Origin of the sequence: Aeromicrobium sp. REDSEA-S32_B7 (genome assembly GCF_001626145.1) — a bacterium.
Classification (GTDB): Bacteria; Actinomycetota; Actinomycetes; order Propionibacteriales; family Nocardioidaceae; genus Aeromicrobium; species Aeromicrobium erythreum.
In genome coordinates this window covers 1-19185 of record NZ_LUNF01000001.1, presented here as the reverse complement: position 1 = coordinate 19185, position 19185 = coordinate 1, and the positions used below count along the sequence as shown (strand labels likewise).

The window sequence follows — 19185 nt, the reverse complement described above, 5'->3', positions numbered from 1 at the left end:
CCAGGCGCCAGACCGTGTCGAGCCGGATGTCGGCGGGGTCGACCAGCAGCCGCCAGCCTCCGTGGGCGCCCGGGGTCGAGGTCAGGAGCCCCGCCTCGCGCAGCGGCGCGAGCACGCGCCGGACGTGGACGGCCGTCACCTGGGTGCTGGCGGCCAGCTCGGTGGCCCCGACGAGGCGACCCGGCTGAGCCCCCGGCCCGGCACCCGCACCGGCCAGGTAGGTCAGCACGTGCACCGCGACGGCGAACTGGGTGCTCTGCGGACTGGCCATGCCCCCAGTCTGGCACATCCGTGATCAGTATGGTTATAGTTACTACAACCGCAATCACTCTGCACACGAATGGGGATGCCATGACCACCTACGCCATCACCGGAGCCTCGGGCCAGCTCGGCTCGCTCGCCGCCGACCTCCTGCTCCAGCAGGCCGACCCGTCCGACGTCGTCCTGCTCACCCGCTCCCCCGAGAAGCTCGAGCGTCCCGGCGTCACGGTGCGCGCCGCCGACTTCGACGACCCGAGCACGCTCGCCACCGCGTTCGAGGGTGTCGACGAGCTGCTCCTCGTCTCGACCGACGCCGTCGGCAGCCGCGTCGAGGGCCAGCGCCGCGCCGTCGAGGCCGCGAAGGCCGCCGGCGTGCGCCGCGTGCTCTACACCTCGGTCGTCGACCCCTCCGACGACAACCCCGCCGCCGTGACCCCCGACCACGTGGCCACCGAGCGCGACCTGCGCGAGAGCGGTCTGCGCTGGACGTTCCTGCGCAACAACCTCTACGCCGACATGCAGGCCGACACGATCGCGCAGGCCGCCGCGTCGGGCCAGTACGTCACCAACACCGGCGACGGCGGTGCCGCCTACGTGACCCGCGCCGACTGCGCCGCCGCCGCGGTCGCGGCGCTGCTGAGCACCGAGCTCGACGACGTCGCGCTCGACGTCACGGGCCCGCGCGCGATCACGGCCGACGACGTCGCGACGCTCGCGGCGCAGCGTCGTGGTGAGCCGGTCGAGGTCGTCCAGGTCGACGACGCCGCCTACGTGGCCGGGCTGGAGCAGGCCGGCCTGCCGACGCCGGTCGCCCACCTGCTCGCCTCGTTCGGCACGGCCATCCGCGAGGGCCGGCTCGCCGCCGTCTCCTCGGCCGTGGAGGACCTCACCGGGCGTCCCGCCACCCCGGTCGAGGACGTCGTCGCCTGACGCGCGACCGTGCGGCGCCGGGCTCAGGGGTCCACGGCGCCGCACGGCGGCAGGTCAGCAGGGCCGCGTGAACGTCTGCGTGCCCGTCTTGTCGTAGTTGAACGCGTGCCCGTTGAGGATGACGGGGCGCAGGACCGACCGGCCGTCCACCACCTGACGCTGCTCGTAGTGCAGGTGAGGTCCGGTGCTCTTGCCGGTGCTGCCGACGCGACCGATCTGCGTGATCGGCGAGACCTGCTGCCCCACGGAGACGGCGATGCTGTCCTCCTGCAGGTGGGCGTAGAAGCTGCGCCAGCCGTTCCCGTGGTCGATCTCCACCGCGTGGCCGTAGCTCGTGTACTTCTTCGAGACGCCGATGACCTTGCCGGACGCGCTCGCCAGCACGGGACGCCCGGCGTCGGACGACCCGGCGATGTTGAAGTCCACCGCCAGGCGGTTGGGCGTGTGGTCGCTGTACGTCTTCACCGGCCAGGCCTCGCCGCAGCGGAAGGGCACCTGCAGCGGTGGCCGGGCCTGCGACGCGGTCGCCTCGCTCGCCGTGGGTGCCGCGTGGGCGGCAGCCGCGAGCGAGCCGGCGAGCAGGGTCGCGGGCACAGCTGCTGCGACCGTCAGGGCGATCGTCCGTCGTCGGTTCATCCGTCCTCCTGGTGTCGTGGCGCGACCCCCGTCGCGCCGATGACGAGAGCCTGCCGACGCGCTCTGCGATCACGCTCCGAGCCGTTCGCAGCGAGTTCGCAGCGGCGCTCGGCAGGCTGAGGCACGGCGGCGGACGGCGTCGCCAGGCACCTACGAACCGAGGACACCTCATGAAGCGCACCCGTCTCGCCGCCGCTGCCCTCACCGCAGCGGCCCTCCTCGCCGGACCGGCCGTCGCCGGGCCCGCGCACGCCGACACCGCCGGCACCAGCTCGACGTCGTCCGCCACGGCGATCTCCGCGAACCGCCAGGCCGTGGTGGAGCGTGCGATGTGGGCGCTCGGCAAGCCCCTGCCGTACATCGACCGCTATGGCACGAAGCGCAACAGCACGCCGGTGCAGGACCGCAACCTGTTCGAGTACGGCGGCAGCAACACCAACAAGAACCTGTTCAACAACTACAACGGCCAGGAGTGGTGCGGCTACTTCGCCGCCTGGGCCTGGACCAACCGTCTGGTCCCGTCCAAGTCCGACTTCCCGGCCATCCCGCAGTACTACCCGGGCTCGCAGAACTGGGCGGACCAGACGGGATCGCGCTTCAAGCCCTTCTCGGCGTCGTCGACCGCGCGCCCGCTCCCGGGGGACGTGCTCGTGTGGAAGAACAACAACGCGGGCGGCGGTCACGTCGGCGTGGTCGTCGAGGTCAACGGCAACAAGATCTACACCGTCGAGGGCAACGTCGGCGGCGACGAGATCGGCTACAAGTACTACCTCTGGGACGGCGACGGACCGACGATCAAGGACAAGACGTTCCGCGGCTTCACGTCGGCGGAGTGAGGACGGGGGACGCGCCAGGGGGCGCTCCCCCAGCCTGAGCAGCCGCGGAGGCCTCCCGTTCCAGCCGGAGGGCCTCCGCGGCCTCCTCCGTGCGCCCGGCATCGTCCAGCAGGGCCGCGAGAGCACGCCAGGCCGCGGCCGCGCTGAGCTGGCGGCCCAAGGCGGTCAGCTCGGTCACCGCGAGGCGCAGCTCCGCCTCCGCCTCCGCCGGTCGGCCTTCCAGGCGCAGCGCTCCCGCGAGGGTGCGGCGGGCGCGGGCGGCGACGAAGGCGTCGCGCGACCGGACGGCCCACGCCCGCGCGCTGCGGGCGAGCTCGACACCGTCGGCGCCCCGTCCGAGCGCGACCGCGACCTCGGCCTGGGCGTCCAGCACGTAGCCGCGGTCGTAGTCGTCCCCGTCGTCCTCGAGCAGGCCGACCACCTCGAGGATCAGCTTCTGCGCCTCACCGAGCACCCCGAGGCGACGGTACGACCGTGAGAGCTCCAGCGTCGCCTGGCGGTATCCCGCCCGGGCGGCGGTCGGCTCGAGCAGCGCCCGCGCTTGCGCGAAGGCCACCGCCGCAGCCTCGTTCTCGTCGTAGTCGTTGTGCACGGTGCCGCGGCCGTCACCACCTGCGCGGCGGCCGCGGCCCGCGGGTGACCGGCGTCGACCAGCCGGGCCGCCGCCGACTCCGCCAGGCGTCCGGCCTGCTCCGACGACGAGGCGCGGGCCTGCAGGTGCCAGGCCCGGCAGAGGTCGAGAAAGGCACGGCCCGTCGCCGCGTCGACGTCGTCGGGCGCGGCGCGCCCGAGGACACCGCCCACGAGGTCGAGGCACGCCACCCAGTCCTCCTCGGCCGGCGCGCCGTGGTGCGCGGGTGCGACGAGGACCAGGAGCCGCCACGCGAGGTCGGGTCGGTGCGACGCCAGCGAGGAGGCCAGCACCCGAGCGGTCGCGTTCTCCGTCGCGAAGAACCGCACCGCCGACGTCCGGTCCCACCTCTGCGCCGCGTCCTGCGACGTCGTGGCCTGCGACGTCGGGCGAGCACCGTCCGGGGGCTCGGGGAGCAGCTGCGTCGGGTGGGCCCGGTGCGCCGGACGTCCCCGCTCGAGCAACAGCGCCGCCACCCGCTCCGCCGGTGACGTGTCGTCGTCGTGCGTGTCGGTGCCGCGCAGGAACCGTGCGACGACGTCGTGCAACTTGAACTGCGTCGCCTGCCCGAGGTGCCGCACCGGCTCGACGAGGTGCAGCGCGCTCAGGGCGTCGATCGCCCGCTCCCCCGCGTGGTCGTCGCCGAGCAGCGCCCCGAGCACCCAGGCGCTGAACGCGGGCAGTCGCAGCCGGGCCACGCGGTGGGCCGCCTCCTGCACCTCCCCGGGCAGCTGCTCCCACACCTCCGCGAGGCTCGCCGCGATCGAGGCCATGGTGCCGTCGTCGCCGGTGGAGAGCCGGTCGGCCAGGCGGCCCAGCGCCACGTCGGGTCGCTGCCGTGCCCGCCCGGCCGCGAGCCGCAGGGCGAGGGGCGCGGCACCGAGCGCGACCACCAGCCGGTCGGCGTCGGCCTGGTCGCGCTCGACCCGCTCCGACCCGAGCTCGCGGACGAGCAGCTCGCGGGCCGCACCCGTGGAGAGCGAGCCCACCGGCACGCGCACGTCCGCGTCGAGCCACGGCAGGTCCCGCCGCGACACGACGACGGCCATGGAGCCCGCCGACGCCGGCAGCAGGTCGAGCAGGGCCGGCGCTGCGACGTCCGCTCCCACGTCGTCGAGCACGACGAGGACCCGTCGCTCGTGCAGCAGGCTGCGGTAGAGGGCGGCTCGCTCGGCGACGTCGGCGGGGACGGCCTCGGGGTGCGTGCCCAGCAGCCGGAGGAAGGTGCCGAGGGCCGCCCCGGCGTCCGGACCCGTCGGTGTGCGACCGGCGTCGAGGTGCAGCGAGCCGTCCGGGAAGCGGTCGCGCAGGCGATGGCCCGCCTCGACCGCGAGCGTCGACTTGCCCATCCCCGGCAGCCCCGTCAGGTGCACGACGACCGGCCCGTCGTCGACCTGCTGGGCGGCGCCGAGCACCGCCTCCAGCTCGTGCGCGCGGCCGACGAAGCCCGGCGAGCGCCGCGGCAGCGTCCGGGGCGCCGTGGGTCGGCGCAGTGCAGTGTCGGCACCGGGCACGGTCGTGACGTCGGACGCCCGCACGGGCACCACGTCGCCCTCCAGCACCCGGGCGTGCGCGGAGCGCAGCAGGTCCGACGGCTCGACCCCCAGCTCGACGTCGAGCCGCTCGAACGCCTCGCGGTAGACCCGCAGCGCCTGCTCGCGACGCCCCACCGACGCGAGCGCCAGCACGGAGTGGGCGAGCAGGCCCTCGTGGAACGGGTGCAGGGCGGTCAGCAGGGCCAGGTCGGCGACGACCGTGTCGGCGCGGCCGAGCGCGACCGCCGCGGCCACGTGCTCCTCCCAGAGACCGAGCCGCTCGGCCGCGAGACGCGTGCGCTCGAGCTCCACGGCCGACGTGGGACGGACGTCGAGCAGGACCTCCTCGGGCACGAGGTCGAGCGCGGTCCGGAAGTCGTCGAGACATCCCACCTCCGAGCGCTGCGCCCGCGCCCGCGCGCGGTCGCGGCACGCTCGCAGCCGTCCGACGTCCGTCGTGACGCCGTCGTCGAGGACGTAGCCGTCGGCCGCCGTGCGCACGAGGGGTGCGTCGCACTTGCGGCGCAGGCCGGAGACGAGCGCCTGCACCCGGTTGCGCGCCGAGGTGGGTGGGGCGTCGTCGTACAGCCAGCGGACGAGCGTGTCGCTGGAGGACCCGGCTCCCACGGCGAGCCCGGCGAGGAGCGCGCGTTCGAGGCTCGACAGCGCGACGGGTGCACCGTCGCACTGCAGCGTGACCCCCGCGAGCACGGTCAGCACGACCCTGTCCCCCGAGCAGTCCACGTCAGGACCCTAGCCGCAGGACGCCCCGTCACCCCAGCGCAGATCCGCTCCCTGGGACGCGCAGTGGTGCCGTCGGCGCGCATCGAGGGTACTGAGGAGGCGTCTTGGGTACTCGGCCGCGGTAGGGTCGGGGTATGGTCCGTCCGACGAGCGTCGCTGCCCGCGACGACGCGCGCCGCCAGTCGCTGCTCGACGAGCTGATCCCGCTCTTCCACGCGGAGGGCTTCCTGGTGTTCAGCCTGGAGGACCTCGCCCGGCGACTCGGCTGCTCGAAGTCGACGCTCTACGTCGTCGCGCCGAGCAAGGAGCAGATCATCCAGGCCACGGTGCGCGAGTCGTTCCGGCGCTCGACCGACGCCGTCGAGCGACGGGTGGCCGCCGAGCCCGACCGTGGACGCCGGATCAGCGTCTACCTCGACGCGATCGCCGAGGAGCTGGCTCCCGCCGGGCCGACGTACTTCGCCGACCTCGACGCCTACGAGCCGGCCCGCGAGGTCTACCGCAACAACGTCCGTCTCGCGGCCCAGCGGGTCAAGGAGCTGGTGGAGGCGTCGGGCCGACGTCGGCTCGACCCGCGCTTCGTCGGCTCGGTCGCCGGGCTCGTGCTCGAGGCCATCCACCGCGGTGCCGTGGAGGCCGACACCGGCCTCGACGACGCTGCCGCCTTCCACCAGCTGGCCGTCCTCGTCGACCACGCCACCCGCACCACCTGACCCCGTCTCCTCTTCCGCATCCTGTGGAGAGGGCTGGACTGCGGGAGGGGCTAGCGGGAGGTGAGGTCCGGGAGCAGGACCGGGCCGGTCTTGCGGTCGAGGTTGGCGACGTGCTGCTCCATGCGGCCGATCGAGCCGACCAGCTGGTCGAGCACGTCGGCGACGGTCGCGATGGCGGTGGCAGCCGCCGTGAGCTGCTCCAGCTGGCCGGGCAGGGGCCGGGCCGACGTGGCGAGGGAGTCGATCGGCTCCTGCAGCCCCTGCAGCGACGCGAGCTGGGACTCCAGCCCGTCGATCTGCTCACGCAGGGCACGGATGTCGCCGCCCACGGAGCCGAGCGGCTCGGCCGCGCCGGCCACGCGGTCGGCCGCCGACACCACCCCGTCGGCCGTCGCGCCGAGGGAGCGGGCGACGTCGAGCAGCTGCGTCAGCTGGTCGCCGACCTCGGGCAGCACCGCGACGGCCTCGAGCACCGGCGGCACCACGCGCGCGACGTTGCCGTCGATGCGCTCGACCTGGTCGAGCGTGCGCGGCGACCGCTCGGCGGACTCGGTGAGCTCGGGCAGCGCGACCCCGGCGGCGGCGAGGCGCGGGAGGAACGGGAGCAGGATCACCAGGCCGACGATCAGCATGGTCAGCACGGCGATCAGCTGCACGGCGACGACGCGGGCGGCCCAGGCGGGCATGGACGCGAACGGGTTCATCAGGACCTCCAGCACGATGGTGACTGCTACGCACTGTAACGGTTACACGCTGTCACAGCATCGCGGTTAGGCTGTGGCCATGACCACGACGGGGGACGGACGCGCGAGCCGCTGGGCCGGGCACCGCGAGCAACGCCGCGAGGAGATCGTCGAGCGGGCGGTCGCGGTGATCGACGCCGAGGGCGCCGACGCACCGGTCGAGTCGATCGCCCGCGCCTGCGGCGTCACCCGGCAGGTGCTCTACCGCCAGTTCGACCACCGCCACGACCTCGACGTCGCGGTCGCCGACCGGATCGTGTCGATGCTGCTCGACCACGTGATCGTGCGCATGACCACCGACGACGGCGTGGAGGCCGGCCTGCGCGGCACCATCGACGCCTACCTCGACTTCGTGCTCGAGCACCGACCGCTCTACGACTTCGTCCGGGCGCTCCCCGCGCTCCGCGACGTCTACGCGACGGGACTGGTGGGCCTGGCCGACGCCGTCGTCTCACGCTGGCTCGCCGACCCGGGCGCCCGCACGCGCGAGGAGCTCGTCGACACCTTGGTCGACGTGCTCCAGCTGTGCATCCAGCCCGTCCTGGCCCAGGCCGCCGGCCGCACCTGACGCCCCTCGCGCCACGACGGGCCCGGCCGGGCCGAGCCGCTAGCGTCCGCGGGACAGGAACCGCGTGATCAGGGCCGCGCTCTCGGGCTCCGCGACCGACGTGGCGATGGTGCGCGCCTCGCGGTCGAGCTGCTCCGACAGCGGCGTCCCGAAGGAGTTGCGCACGAGCCGACGCGCCCGGCCGAACGCCCGCGCGGGACCGTCGGCCAGACGCCGGGCCAGCGCGTGCGCCTCGCCGGCGACGTCCTCGTCGTCGACGACGCGCGTGACGATCCCCCACTCCTGCGCCTCCTCGGCGGAGAGCCGGCGCGGCGTCAGCGTGAGCTCCAGCGCGCGCTGCAGGCCCACCACACGCGGGAGCAGCCACGACTGCCCGCCGTCGGGTGTCAGGCCGACCGACGTGTAGGCGGTGACGAACGCGGCCGACCGGCCGGCCACCACGAGGTCACCGCCGAGCACGAGCGACAGGCCGGCGCCCGCCGCCGCACCCTGCACCCCGACGACGACCGGCTTCTCGAGCCCGTCGAGCAGCCGGACGCCGACGTGCAGCGCGTCGGCGAGCTCCTGCAGGAACGCCGAGCGGTCGGGCGCCGCGTCCATCGCCCCGAGGTCGCCGCCGGCGCAGAACATCCGACCCCGACCCGTGAGCAGCACCACCCGAACGGCGTCGTCGTCGCGCACCTGCGTGAGCACGTCGGCGAACGCGGCCGTGAAGGGCAGGTCGATCGTGTTGGAGGCGTCCGGACGGTTCAGCTCGACGTGGGCGACGCCGTCGTCGACCGTGAGCAGGACGGGGGCGTCAGTCATGGGCCCAGTGTCCCGGTGCGTCCGCCGCCTCGCTCATCGCGGGGCCATGCGCAGCGAGCCGTCCATGCGGATGGTCTCGCCGTTGAGGTAGTCGTGCTCGACGATCATCCGGACGAGCTGCGCGTACTCGTCGGGGCGGCCCAGGCGCTGCGGGAACGGCACGCCCTTCGCGAGCGCGGCGCGGATCTCCTCGCCGACCGTGGCGAGCATCGGGGTGTCGATGATGCCCGGCGCGATCGTGTTCACACGGATGCCGTACTGCGCGAGGTCGCGGGCCGTGGGCAGGGTCATGCCGACGACGCCGCCCTTGCTCGCCGAGTACGCGGCCTGGCCGATCTGGCCGTCGAACGCCGCGATGGACGCGGTGTTGACGACGACGCCGCGCTGGCCGTGCTCGAGCGGCTCCGTGGCGGCCATCGCCTCGGCCGCGACCGCGAGCACGGTGAAGGTGCCCACGAGGTTGACGTTGACGATGCGCGCGAAGAGGCCGAGGTCGTGGATGCCCTGGCCGCCCTTGCCGAGCACGCGACCGGCGGTGCCGATGCCGGCGCAGCTGACCGCGACGCGCAGCGGTGCCTGCTCCGAGGCGGCCGCGACGGCGGTGCGCACCTGCGCCTCGTCGGTCACGTCGGCCTCGACGTACGTGACGCCCTCGACGTCGGGCGCCTTCTCGATGGACTGCGCCAGGTCGACCGCCACGACGGCCGCGCCGGCGGCGGCCAGCTCGGCAGCGGTCGCGGCGCCGAGTCCCGACGCGCCACCCGTGACGACGGCGGAGGTTCCGGTGAGCTGCATGGGTTCCTTCTTCCTACTTCAGGTGCCGGCTGATGACGAGCCGCTGGATCTGGTTGGTGCCCTCGAAGATCTGCATGACCTTGGTCTCGCGCATGTAGCGCTCGACGGGGAAGTCCTTGGTGTAGCCGGCGCCGCCGAGCTCCTCGACCTCGTCGAGGGCGGCGGCGGCCTGCTCGTGCTCGGCGTCGAGACCCTCCTCGCCGGCGTCGAGGCCGGCGAGTGCGATGGCCAGGCCCTGACCCTCGGCGCCGAGCCGTCGCTCCGCGGGCACCCGGACTCCGTCGAACAGCATCGTGGCCGTCGTGGAGGACATGAGCCCCATCTTCTGCTCGGGCACGTCGGCCGTGAGGCCTTCGGCGTCGGCCGGGACGAGGAAGCAGGAGATGCCCCGCCCCTTCTCGTCGGACGTGCGGGCCATGACCTTGTAGAAGTCGGCCTGCCCGCCGTGGGTGGTCCAGGCCTTCGCGCCGGTGATGACGTAGTCGTCGCCCTGGCGGACCGCCTTGGTCCGCATCGCGGCCGGGTCGGAGCCGGCGTGCGCCTCGGAGAGGCAGTAGGCACCCAGCAGGTCACCCCCGAGCAGGTCGGGCAGCCAGCGCTGCCTCTGCTCGTCGGTGCCGGCCTCGGCGAGCCCGAAGCAGGAGAGCGCGTGGACGCTCACCCCGACGCCGACGGCCGCCCAGGCCGAGGCGATCTCCTCGACGACCTGCAGGTAGACCTCGTACGGCTGGCCTCCGCCGCCGAGCTCCTCGGGGTAGGGCAGGCCCAGCAGGCCGGCACGGCCCAGCAGCGCGAAGACGTCACGCGGGAACGTCGCGGTGCGCTCGGCCTCGTCGACGCGCGGGCGCAGCTTGTCGTCGACGAGCTCGCGCGTGAGGGCGATGAGGTCGGCCGACTCGGGGGTCGGCATCAGACGATCGGCGGGCATGGCGACCTTTCCGGCGACGGGGGACGACGACGTCAGCGTACCAGGACGGATACTGTCGCTCCCTCTTTGGTACTGCCTCGATGTCTTCGGCGGAACTCGACCAGCAGGCGGCCGGAACCTTGGCAGGATGGTCGTCATGGAGCCGCTCTCCCCCGCCACGGGGACCGACACCTTCAGCGCCGTCGCGAACCGCGTCGTGGAGTACCTGAGGCGCAGCACGCCGATCAGCGACTGGTCGGTCAACCGACGGATCGAGGGCGAGCAGGTCTTCCTGCACACCACCAACGGCACGCTCGTGCGGGTCGGCGACCGTCGGCCGTGGGACCAGTCCTACTGCCACCGGGCCTTCGACCTCGGGGCCGACGCGATCGTCGACGACGTGACCACGCACCCGCAGTACAGCGACCTGCGCATCGGGGCCACCCGCAGCTACGCCGGCGTGCCGATCCGCGACCCCGAGGGCGAGATGTTCGGCATGCTCTGTGGTTTGGGCGTCGACCCGCTCGACGGTGCTGACGTCGACGCCGAGCTGCTCGCCGTCCTGGGCGACCTGCTCGGCGCGCACCTGTCGCTCGCCCGCCGGGCCGAGAGCGACGACCGCGAGCGGCGCACCGCGGAGGCCCTGGCCCAGACCGACGCGCTCACGGGCCTCGTCAACCGCCGTGGATGGGACTCCGTGCTCGCCGACGCCGGGGTCCGAGCGAGCGCGTACGGCGACCTCGCCGCGGTGGTGCTGTGCGACCTCGACGGCCTGAAGGACGTCAACGACCGCGACGGGCACGCCGCCGGCGACACCCTCCTGCAGCGCACCGCGCACGCGCTGACCAGGGCCCGCGGCGCGCACGACACCCTCGCGCGGTACGGCGGCGACGAGTTCGTCGTCCTGGTGGAGGACGTGTCGCCGAGGCTGCTCAGCCGGACGCTGCAGCGCTACCGCGACGCGCTGGAGCACGAGGGCGTGGAGGCCTCCTTCGGGTGGTCGCTCGTCTTCCCCGGCGACGAGCCGGTCGACCTGGCGTTCCAACGCGCCGACCGGTCGATGTACGAGGACAAGCGGGCCCGCCGCGCCGCACGACGCGAGCCCGACACCGCCGCCGGGTAGCCTGCGCCGATGGACGAGCGGCACAGCGGCGGGTGGCGAGGGATCCCGTTCCTGGTCGCGTTCGTCGCCGTGCTGTCGGTGCACCTGGTGCTCCTCGCGGCCGACGCGAGCCCGTGGGACAGCGTCACGAAGTGCCTGCTCGCACCTGTGCTCGTGGCGTGGGTCGTCGCCGCGCGGGGTCCGGGGCTGCTCGTGGCCGCGCTCGTGCTGTGCCTCGGCGGCGACCTCCTGCTCGAGGTCGAGGGGCTGTTCGTCGCCGGCATGGCCTCCTTCGCAGCGGCCCACGTCTGCCTCGTCACGCTGTTCGTGCGCGCCGGTGCGGTGCGGGAGCGTCGCCCCCACCCGCTCCTGGTGACGACGTATCTCCTCGCCGGCGTCGCCCTCGTCGCGTGGGCGTGGGGCGGCCTCGCCGCCGACCTGCGTCCGGTCGTGCCGGTCTACGCCGTGCTGTTGCTCGCGACCGCCGTCACGTCGTCGTGCGTCGACGTGCTGGCGGGCGTCGGGGGTGCCCTGTTCCTCATCTCCGACGGGCTGATCGCCCTGGGCGAGGCAGGCCGCGTCGACCCGGGGTCGGCCACGGTGTCGGTGGCCGTCATGGTCCTCTACGGCGCGGCGATCGCGCTGCTGACGGCCGGCGCGCTGCGCGTGTCGGGCGACCTGTCCACGAGCGGGCCCGTCCTCCGTCAGCCCAGCGGCGAACCCCTGACGTGAGACCCGACCCGACCCGACCCGCACGGGCGACGCACAGCACCGACCTGACCTATCGCTGGGTGAACCGCGCCGGCGCTCTGCTGCTGCGTGCGTGGGGCGTGCGGCTGCGGGCTCGTGGGCTCGAGCACCTGCCGCGCGACGGTGCCGCGGTGCTGGCCGCGAACCACACCGGCTACCTCGACTTCGTGCTGCTGGAGTGGGCGGCGCGCCAGCGGGGACGACTCGTGCGGTTCATGAGCAAGGCGTCGGTCTTCGACGCCCCCGTCGTCGGCCGGCTCATGCGCGCGATGGGGCACGTGCGGGTCGAGCGCTGGACGGGTGCGAGCGCCTACCGCCACGCCCGGCGCCTGGTGACGTCGGGCGAGGTCGTGGGGGTCTTCCCCGAGGCCACCATCTCGCGCTCGTTCCGCATCAAGCGGCTGAAGCCGGGGGCCGCAGCGCTCGCCCTGCACGCCACCCGGACGACCGGGGTCGTCGTCCCCGTCGTGCCCTGCGTCGTGTGGGGCGGGCACCGGCTGCTCACGGTCGACGGACGTCGCACGCTGCGCCGCGGGGTGGCGGTCGACGTCGTGGTCGGCGAGCCGCTCCTGCCGCGTGAGGGCGAGTCGGTGGCGGAGCTGACGGCGCGGCTCAGGGAGGCGCTGGAGCGGCTGCTCGACGACGCCGTCGAGCACTACCCGCAACAGCCGCGGTCCGAGGCCGACCGGTGGTGGGTCCACGCCGACCGCGGCGGCACCGCTCCCGACGTGGCCACCGGCGCCGCGCTCGACCGCGCGGCACTCGAGCGCGCGGGCGCTCCCTCGGACTGACCCGGCGACCCGCCAGCGTGTCCTGGGGACGACGAGGCGCAGGAGCCCCTCTCGTGCGCCACGATGTGCTCATGGCCTTCTCCGAGACCACTGCCGTCGCGATCGGCGACCTCACGTTCGACGTCCGGATCGCCGGGCCAGACGACGGGACGCCGGTCGTGCTGCTGCACGGGTTCCCGACCACGTCGCTCTCGTGGTCGTCCGTGGTACCCGCGCTCGCCGACGCCGGCCTGCGCGTCGTTGCCCCCGACCAGCGGGGCTACTCCCCCGGCGCCCGGCCGGCGGAGGTCGCGGCGTACGCCACCGACCGCCTGGCGCAGGACGTCGTGAGCCTCGCCGACGCGCTCGGGCTCGACCGCTTCCACCTGGTCGGGCACGACTGGGGCGCGGCCGTCGCGTGGTACGTCGCCGCGCATCATGGCCACCGACTGGAGACCCTGACCACCTTCTCGGTGCCGCACCTGGCCGCCTACAACGCGGCGCTCGCCCACGACGCCGACGCCCGCGAGCGCGGCTCCTACATCCGGCTGTTCCGCCAGGAGGGGACGGCCGAGGACCTCCTGCTCGCCGACGACGCCCGCCGGCTCCGCGCCATGTACCAGGGCGTCGTGCCCCAGCACCTCGTCGACGCCTACGTCGCGCAGCTGCAGGAGCCGGGGGCGCTCACCGCGGCGCTCGGCTGGTACCGCGCCATGACCCCGGAGCTGGCGGGTCTGCCGTCGGTCGACGTGCCGACCACCTTCGTCTGGAGCGACGACGACCTCGCCATCGGTCGGGCCGGGGCCGACACGTGCGGCGCGCACGTGAGCGCCGACTACCGGTACGAGGTGCTCGAGGGCGTGACGCACTGGATACCGGAGCAGGCGCCCGACGCGGCCGCGACGGCGATCCTGGACCGTGTCCGGGGCGTCGACCCCGAGGCCCCCCGGCCCATCTAGCCGACGAGCGGCCAGCCGGCGGGGTCGTCGAGGTCGCGGCCGACCCGCCGCGCGTAGGCGTTCCAGTCCTCCGCGCGCTCGGCGTACCACCCGCGCTGGGCGTGCATGAGCTGCTCCAGGTCGAGCGTGCCGACGTCGGCGTGTCTGGCCGCCAGCTCGACCGCCACCTGTCGCGCGGCGACCGCGTCGCACGTGGCGTCGTGCGCACCGTCGAGCGCGACCCCGTAGTAGGCGGCGACGTCGCCGAGGCGACGACGACCCAGCGCGCCACGCTCGATCCCCCAGTCGACGACGTACGGGTCGACGACGAGCAACCGCTCCCAGTCGGGCTCGGCGAGCCCGTGCCGGCGCGCCTCGGCGCGCAACATCGACAGGTCGTAGCAGGCGTTGAACACCACGAGACCCACCCGGCGCTCGGCGAGCGTCGCGAGCCAGTCGAGCACGACCGGCAGCGCCTCCGCCGACGTCGGGGCGTCCTGCAGCATCGCGTCCGTGATGCCGTGGACGGCGGCGGCTGCCTCGGGCACGGGGACGTCCGGCCGGACGAGGCCGGTGATCTCGAAGCCGGGCTCGTCGAGCAGCGCGAAGCTCACCACGCGGTCGTGCAGCGCGTCGGTGCCGGTGGTCTCGAGGTCGAGCGAGGCGAGCGGCAGCCGGTGCCACCCGTCGTGCCCGCCCCGTGCCGGCGGGCGGGGTGCGCAGGCGACGCACCACGTGCGCCAGGCGCCCGGCGTGCCGGTGAGCCGGCCGGCTCCCGCGAGCACGTGGAGGGTGCAGGCGGCGCAGAAGCCCTCGAACCGGTTGGTGCGCACGGCCCGACGCTAGGCGGCGGGACGGACAACTCCGGGGAGGCTCACCGGCCGTCGGGCTCCAGCGCGTCGACCACGAACGCCCGGGCCGACGTCGCCCGAGGTGCCTGGCAGGTGAGCACGGCGGCCTCGCGCTGCACCGCGCGCACGTCGGCGACCACCCGTGGCGGGAGGATGCCGTCGCACGACAGGCGCACCCGCCAGCGGTCGTCGGCCAGCGCGGTCACCTCGACGCACTGCACGTCGCGCGGGCCCCCCGGCCCCCACCGCTCGTGCACCGCCACCGCGGCCGCCTGCGCCACGGGCGGCATCGCGCTGCTGCCGCGCAGCGCCCAGGGGGTCACGCGCCCGGCGAGGTGCTCGGCGACGACGTCGAGCGACGTGTCGTCGTCGAGCCCGCCGTAGTAGGTCGTGTCGGGCACCACCACGACGTTCGCCGCGAACCGGTCGCCACCCACGTGGCTGCACTCCCACACCGCGTCGCCGAACCGCTCGGCGAGCGCGGCGGCCACCGGACGACCGCGCACGGCGCAGCAGGTGTCGTGGCGTCCGTGCGCGCACACCAGCACGGCCGGCTCGTCGGTCCAGCCGTCGTGGTCGGCGGGCTCGCGCAGCACGGGGCACGAGTCGAGCAGGTCCGCCGGCTCGGTCCAGGTGCCCCAGCGCAGCCGGCCGGCGGGGACGTCGACGACGGCCCACGCGCGGGGACCGTCGGCGTCGCTGCGGCGCCCCGGTCGGCGGATCAGGACGGCCCGCCCGCCCGCCTCGCGGGTGGCCTCGACGAGCCGGGCCACGACGTCGGGGTCCAGCCCCTCGGACTCGAGCGCGTGGAACGGCCACGGGCCCTGGTGCTCGACGAGCAGCAGCCGCTGCACGTGCAGCGCCGTGCCCGGGAGGGGGTCGGCGCGCACGCGGGCGCGCGCGGCGCAGAGGTCGTCGAGGTCGGCCACGGGCGGCTCAGGCCGCCACGAGCACGCCCGCGGCGACGAGCCGGCGCGCGGTCTCGTGCCCGAGACGGGCGACGGTGACCACCTGGCCGTCGAGCAGCCCGTGGAGCACGTCGGCCTCGAGGTCGGCGACGTCGACGTCGACCCCCCGGCCGCGCAGGTGCCCGTCCGCGACGTGCGCCGCCAGGCTGCCGCGCAGCACGAGCGCGGTGTCGTCGGTGAGCCCCTGGGCCAGGCGCAGCTGCGCCAGCGGACCCACGGGTGCGGCGCGGCCCGACGTGCCGTCGCGCCCCCCGAGCGCGGCGGCGAGCGTGTCGGTGGGCACGGCGCGGACGGCGGCCAGCAGCCGGTCGCGCACCAGCTCGGCGTGGGCGTGGAGGTCGTCGGGGTCGGCGACGTCGACGCCCAGGGGCAGCGACGTGCGGACGTCGGGGTCGTCGGCGACCGCAGCCAGGGCCGCGGCCACGACCTCCTCGGCGAGGTGGTGGCGGTTCCAGGTGTGGACGCCGAACGTCAGGTGCGTGCTGACGTCGCCGAGCGCCGTCGCGGCGTGGAGGGTGCCGCGCGGGAGGTACAGGACGTCGCCGGGCTCGAGCACCTCGTCGATGAGGCACTCGCGCTCCGCCTCGGCGCGCACGGCCTCGCGACGGTCGGTCCAGGGCTGGTCGCGCAAGGGCGCCTCGTGGACGGGGGCGTGGATGCGCCAGCGCTTGGCGCCGGAGATCTGCAGGACGAACACGTCGTGCACGTCGTAGTGGTCGTCGAAGCCGCGCGACTGCGGCGGCGTGACGTAGGCGTTGACCTGGACGGGGTGGCCGAGGTCGGCGACGAGCTGCTGGGCGAACGCCACGACCGGGGGCCAGGTGCGGTGCAGGGCCTGCAGCACGAGCGTGGCGCCGTCGGCGAACAGTGCCGTGAGGCGGGTGTCGTCGACCTGGTCGGCGATGCCGGCACCCACGCCGCCGCCGGACGTGAAGGCGCGGGTGGGCAGGGTGCTGCCGTCCTTCGCGACCCGCAGGAACGGGGTACGCAGGCCGTGGGTGGAGACGAGGTCGTCGACCGCGGTCTCGCCGAAGAGGTCGTCGAAGGCGCCGGGCAGGTCGGCCGCGCGGGTGAGCAGCGGCGCCCGACCCCACGTGTCGGCGGCGAAGCCGACGGGGTCGACGACCAGCCGACGCAGGGCCGGACGACCGGGGGCGACGTCAGGTGACGTCGTCCCGGTCGGCCCGCCCTGCTCGGTGGTGGTCACGACTCAGTGCGCCGAGCCGTCGGCGCCACCGTCGGCGCCACCGTCCTGCACGCCCGGCGTGCCCTCGGCGCCACCGTCAGCGGGGCCCTCGGCGCCACCGTCAGCGCCGCCGTCCTGGACACCCGGGGTGCCCTCGGCGCCACCGTCAGCGGGTCCTTCAAGGTTCTGCTCGCTCATGAGGTTCCTCCTCGAGTCGGGTACGCGGCGGGTGCCGCGAGACCCAGCCTGGCACCGTGCGCGGACGTCGCAACTCGGCGTCAGGCGCCCGTCCCGGGACGCTCGTCGCGCTCGTGCAGCTGACCCTTGAGGTCGCGCACCTGGCGCCTGCGACGGTGGGCCAGCGCGCCCGTGACGGTGAGGATGACGACGAGTGCGACGGCTCCCACCGCACCGATCGCGCTGGCCACGCGGAAGCCCGGCGCGTCGACGTCGAGGATCCGCTCGCCGGCGTGCGCGGCACTGCCGGCTCCGACGACGATCGACAGCGTGAACCAGTTGGGGGCGGCCAGCACGACGGCCACGAGGAGCAGGATCCCGCGCCAGGTCCAGTTGAAGAACCGCCGGCGCAGCTGCACGACGACGAGCAGCGGCACGATGGTGAACACGAACCCGTAGAAGAGCCCCCACAGGACGCCGCTCGTGATGTCGCCGTTGACCTGGTCGGCCACGCGCTGCGCCCACCAGCGCGGGAAGAACGCCCCCGCCACGAGGGCCAGCAGGTAGACCACGGCCACGCCCACCAGCACGGCCGCGAGGCGCTTGACCCATCGCTTGGGGTCGACCTCGGAGGGCACGTAGCGTCGTTCGTCCTTGCCGTGGCTGCGGTCGACGTCGTGGTCGTCGCGGGCCGGTCGCTGCACCTGGTCGTCGCTCATGGACCCATCGTCGCGCGGCCGGCGGCCGTGCACCAGTCCAACGGCGACGGCGTCGTCGCAGGTCAGGAGGCTGCTGCCAGCGCCGCCCAGTCGGCCTTCGACCAGCGACCCGTGACCGGGCGACCGAGCGCCTGCTGCCGCGCCTTGACGGCGGCGACGGTCCGCGGCCCGAGGTAGCCGTTGCGGTCGGCGCGCGGCACCGCGAGCGCGACCTGCAGCACCAGCACGGACTTGCCCGTCGCCCACGGACCGAGGGTGGTCGGGTAGTTCTTCGCGCCGTAGCGCGCCGCCTCGCTCGACGTCATCGAGCCGGCAGCGTCCCAGGTCGTGCTGGCCGGGACGAGCGAGGACCACGTCGGCTGGTCGAGGGTCGCCGTGGGCGGCAGGTCGTGCGCCTTCTGGTAGCGCGCGAGCGCGGACCGCGTGGTGGTGTCGAGCGTGCCGGTGACCTTGACGCCCAGCGCGGTCTGCGCCGAACGCACGGTCGCCGCGCGCGAGCCGAGCTCCTCGGTGCTGCGCGACGTCTTGCGCACGAGCGCCGTGAGCGCGGGGCAGGGACTCGTGCGCGCCTGGCCGTTCACGACGCCGGGCTGGCCGCTGTACCGGGCGCACGGGCCGTAGTCGACCGGCTGGACCTTGCCCGTCCAGAAGCTGGTGGTGCCCCGGGCGCCGTTCCAGCTGAACGAGACGTGCACGTGGTCGCGGTGGCCGGAGCTGGGTCGCCAGCCCTCTTTGGCCCGGTAGATCGCCCAGATCTTCTCGTTGTAGATGACGTACATGACGCCCAGCCGTCGGGCGTTCGTGCCGCCGTCCTTCGTGAGCCAGGCCAGGAAGTCCGCCGCCGCGGCGCGCTCGGACGGCTTCGTGACGTCGACCATCCAGTCCCACGCGCGGCCGTCGGCGTGCTCGGAGACCCCCTCGGTGCAGCTGCGGGCCGTGTTCCCCGCGCCGCCGACGCCGTAGGTGCGCATGACCAGGTCACGCGTCAGCGCGACGCCGCGTGGCGTGCCGGGCTGGCAGGCCACCTGCGGCACGTACGCCGAGGCCGGGTCGACGTCCTTCGGCAGCGTCACGGGCGCCTTGAGCCCCTTCGGCTTCGACGGGAACGCCACCGGGGTCGACGATGCCGCCGTCGACGTGGTGCCGCTGATGACGGTGAGCGTGGTCGCGCACAACAGTGCGGCGACACACGCGAGCCCGAGCCTGCGCATGATGATCTCCCTCGACCCGTCGGGCTTCCCCACCCGGCGGGACCACCATCCTGCGTCCCACACGTCACTCCTGCCACGAGAACGCCAGAACTACAGGACTGTTCTTCAGCCGCCGCAGGAGCAGCCGGCGAGCGCAGCCGCGACGTCGTCGATCGCGGCCTGCGTGACGAAGGGGTTCACGTCGTCGGTGTCGTCGGTCATGACGGCGAAGACGAGGGGCGTGCCGTCGCGGTCGGTGACGTAGCCGGCGAGGGAGTGCACGCCGGTCAGCGTGCCGGTCTTCGCCCGGACCAGGCCGCGACCGGCGGAGTCGGTGCCGAACCGGTTCGCGAGCGTGCCGGTGAACCCGCCGACCGGGAGGTCGGCCAGCAGCGGCGCGGTGGCCGCCCGCGCCGAGGCCGCGCGCA

At 74.5% G+C, this 19185-nt stretch carries 23 protein-coding genes; 8 read left to right on the top strand and 15 right to left on the bottom strand.

Annotated features, from left to right (window positions below; translation table 11 throughout):
- Window positions 1–271: Rrf2 family transcriptional regulator (locus A6Q79_RS00115; protein ID WP_317695158.1), on the bottom strand; the 271-nt coding region annotated here is incomplete at its 3' end.
- An 80-nt stretch (window positions 272–351) separates the two neighbouring features.
- Here A6Q79_RS00115 and A6Q79_RS00110 point away from each other — a divergent pair.
- Window positions 352–1191 carry an SDR family oxidoreductase gene (locus A6Q79_RS00110; protein WP_286690624.1) on the top strand — a complete coding sequence of 280 codons (840 nt, stop codon included), beginning with the start codon at window positions 352–354 and terminating at the stop codon, window positions 1189–1191.
- A 54-nt stretch (window positions 1192–1245) separates the two neighbouring features.
- Here A6Q79_RS00110 and A6Q79_RS00105 read toward each other — a convergent pair whose 3' ends face one another.
- On the bottom strand, window positions 1246–1827 hold the full coding sequence (locus A6Q79_RS00105; RefSeq protein WP_067860270.1) for a M23 family metallopeptidase: 582 nt from the start codon (window positions 1825–1827) through the stop codon (window positions 1246–1248).
- Between the two features lie 170 nt (window positions 1828–1997).
- Here A6Q79_RS00105 and A6Q79_RS00100 point away from each other — a divergent pair, with 170 nt between their 5' ends.
- The gene (locus tag A6Q79_RS00100) at window positions 1998–2663 is read left to right on the top strand and encodes a CHAP domain-containing protein (RefSeq protein ID WP_286690625.1); all 666 of its coding nucleotides are present in this window, start codon (window positions 1998–2000) and stop codon (window positions 2661–2663) included.
- Here A6Q79_RS00100 and A6Q79_RS00095 read toward each other — a convergent pair.
- Together A6Q79_RS00095 and A6Q79_RS00090 are read right to left on the bottom strand one after the other, a co-directional pair.
- Window positions 2647–3117 carry a hypothetical protein gene (locus A6Q79_RS00095; RefSeq protein ID WP_317695151.1) on the bottom strand — a complete coding sequence of 157 codons (471 nt, stop codon included), beginning with the start codon at window positions 3115–3117 and terminating at the stop codon, window positions 2647–2649. The two genes, A6Q79_RS00100 and A6Q79_RS00095, sit on opposite strands and share 17 nt — an antisense overlap.
- Entirely contained in the window at window positions 3093–5573 is a 2481-nt protein-coding gene (locus A6Q79_RS00090) for a BTAD domain-containing putative transcriptional regulator (RefSeq protein WP_317695149.1), read from the bottom strand. The genes A6Q79_RS00095 and A6Q79_RS00090 overlap by 25 nt, the downstream gene beginning before the upstream one ends.
- A 134-nt stretch (window positions 5574–5707) precedes the next feature.
- Here A6Q79_RS00090 and A6Q79_RS00085 point away from each other — a divergent pair, with 134 nt between their 5' ends.
- Window positions 5708–6286 carry a TetR/AcrR family transcriptional regulator gene (locus tag A6Q79_RS00085; RefSeq protein ID WP_067860278.1) on the top strand — a complete coding sequence of 193 codons (579 nt, stop codon included), beginning with the start codon at window positions 5708–5710 and terminating at the stop codon, window positions 6284–6286.
- A 50-nt stretch (window positions 6287–6336) separates the two neighbouring features.
- Here the strand turns inward: A6Q79_RS00085 and A6Q79_RS00080 are convergent, their stop codons facing one another.
- Window positions 6337–7005: a hypothetical protein gene (locus A6Q79_RS00080; protein ID WP_144433806.1), complete on the bottom strand. Its 669-nt coding sequence runs from the start codon at window positions 7003–7005 to the stop codon at window positions 6337–6339.
- 64 nt (window positions 7006–7069) lie between these two features.
- Here A6Q79_RS00080 and A6Q79_RS00075 point away from each other — a divergent pair, with 64 nt between their 5' ends.
- Window positions 7070–7597: a TetR/AcrR family transcriptional regulator gene (locus tag A6Q79_RS00075; protein WP_317695141.1), complete on the top strand. Its 528-nt coding sequence runs from the start codon at window positions 7070–7072 to the stop codon at window positions 7595–7597.
- 39 nt (window positions 7598–7636) lie between these two features.
- Here the strand turns inward: A6Q79_RS00075 and A6Q79_RS00070 are convergent, their stop codons facing one another.
- The 3 genes from A6Q79_RS00070 to A6Q79_RS00060 are packed head-to-tail and all read right to left on the bottom strand — an operon-like array spanning window position 7637 to window position 10127.
- Window positions 7637–8404: an enoyl-CoA hydratase/isomerase family protein gene (locus A6Q79_RS00070; protein ID WP_286690628.1), complete on the bottom strand. Its 768-nt coding sequence runs from the start codon at window positions 8402–8404 to the stop codon at window positions 7637–7639.
- Between the two features lie 33 nt (window positions 8405–8437).
- Window positions 8438–9199: an SDR family NAD(P)-dependent oxidoreductase gene (locus tag A6Q79_RS00065; RefSeq protein WP_286690629.1), complete on the bottom strand. Its 762-nt coding sequence runs from the start codon at window positions 9197–9199 to the stop codon at window positions 8438–8440.
- Between the two features lie 13 nt (window positions 9200–9212).
- On the bottom strand, window positions 9213–10127 hold the full coding sequence (locus A6Q79_RS00060) for an acyl-CoA dehydrogenase family protein (RefSeq protein ID WP_317695132.1): 915 nt from the start codon (window positions 10125–10127) through the stop codon (window positions 9213–9215).
- A gap of 136 nt (window positions 10128–10263) precedes the next feature.
- Between A6Q79_RS00060 and A6Q79_RS00055 the strand changes: the two genes are divergently transcribed.
- The 4 genes from A6Q79_RS00055 (at window position 10264) to A6Q79_RS00040 (ending at window position 13687) form a co-directional block, all read left to right on the top strand.
- A complete protein-coding gene (locus tag A6Q79_RS00055) occupies window positions 10264–11229 on the top strand; it encodes a sensor domain-containing diguanylate cyclase (RefSeq protein WP_286690631.1) in 966 nt (321 codons plus the stop codon).
- Between the two features lie 9 nt (window positions 11230–11238).
- A complete protein-coding gene (locus A6Q79_RS00050) occupies window positions 11239–11940 on the top strand; it encodes a lysoplasmalogenase (RefSeq protein ID WP_286690632.1) in 702 nt (233 codons plus the stop codon).
- Entirely contained in the window at window positions 11937–12749 is an 813-nt protein-coding gene (locus tag A6Q79_RS00045; protein WP_286690633.1) for a 1-acyl-sn-glycerol-3-phosphate acyltransferase, read from the top strand. The genes A6Q79_RS00050 and A6Q79_RS00045 overlap by 4 nt, the downstream gene beginning before the upstream one ends.
- A gap of 71 nt (window positions 12750–12820) precedes the next feature.
- Entirely contained in the window at window positions 12821–13687 is an 867-nt protein-coding gene (locus A6Q79_RS00040; RefSeq protein WP_289016990.1) for an alpha/beta fold hydrolase, read from the top strand.
- Here A6Q79_RS00040 and A6Q79_RS00035 read toward each other — a convergent pair.
- From A6Q79_RS00035 to A6Q79_RS00005, 7 genes are all read right to left on the bottom strand, one after another.
- Window positions 13684–14499 carry an exonuclease domain-containing protein gene (locus tag A6Q79_RS00035; protein ID WP_286690833.1) on the bottom strand — a complete coding sequence of 272 codons (816 nt, stop codon included), beginning with the start codon at window positions 14497–14499 and terminating at the stop codon, window positions 13684–13686. The two genes, A6Q79_RS00040 and A6Q79_RS00035, sit on opposite strands and share 4 nt — an antisense overlap.
- A gap of 41 nt (window positions 14500–14540) precedes the next feature.
- Window positions 14541–15446 carry a sucrase ferredoxin gene (locus A6Q79_RS00030; RefSeq protein WP_317695120.1) on the bottom strand — a complete coding sequence of 302 codons (906 nt, stop codon included), beginning with the start codon at window positions 15444–15446 and terminating at the stop codon, window positions 14541–14543.
- Between the two features lie 7 nt (window positions 15447–15453).
- Complete coding sequence (locus tag A6Q79_RS00025; protein WP_202967676.1) at window positions 15454–16692, bottom strand: cupin domain-containing protein; 1239 nt, start codon at window positions 16690–16692, stop codon at window positions 15454–15456.
- A 3-nt stretch (window positions 16693–16695) separates the two neighbouring features.
- Entirely contained in the window at window positions 16696–16869 is a 174-nt protein-coding gene (locus A6Q79_RS00020; RefSeq protein ID WP_253027306.1) for a hypothetical protein, read from the bottom strand.
- A gap of 80 nt (window positions 16870–16949) precedes the next feature.
- Window positions 16950–17567 (bottom strand): hypothetical protein, encoded by a 618-nt coding sequence (locus tag A6Q79_RS00015; RefSeq protein WP_286690835.1) that lies wholly within the window; start codon window positions 17565–17567, stop codon window positions 16950–16952.
- 62 nt (window positions 17568–17629) lie between these two features.
- A complete protein-coding gene (locus A6Q79_RS00010) occupies window positions 17630–18778 on the bottom strand; it encodes a peptidoglycan-binding domain-containing protein (protein ID WP_317695107.1) in 1149 nt (382 codons plus the stop codon).
- Between the two features lie 105 nt (window positions 18779–18883).
- On the bottom strand, window positions 18884–19185 hold a 302-nt coding region (locus A6Q79_RS00005; RefSeq protein WP_317695104.1), incomplete at its 5' end, for a D-alanyl-D-alanine carboxypeptidase.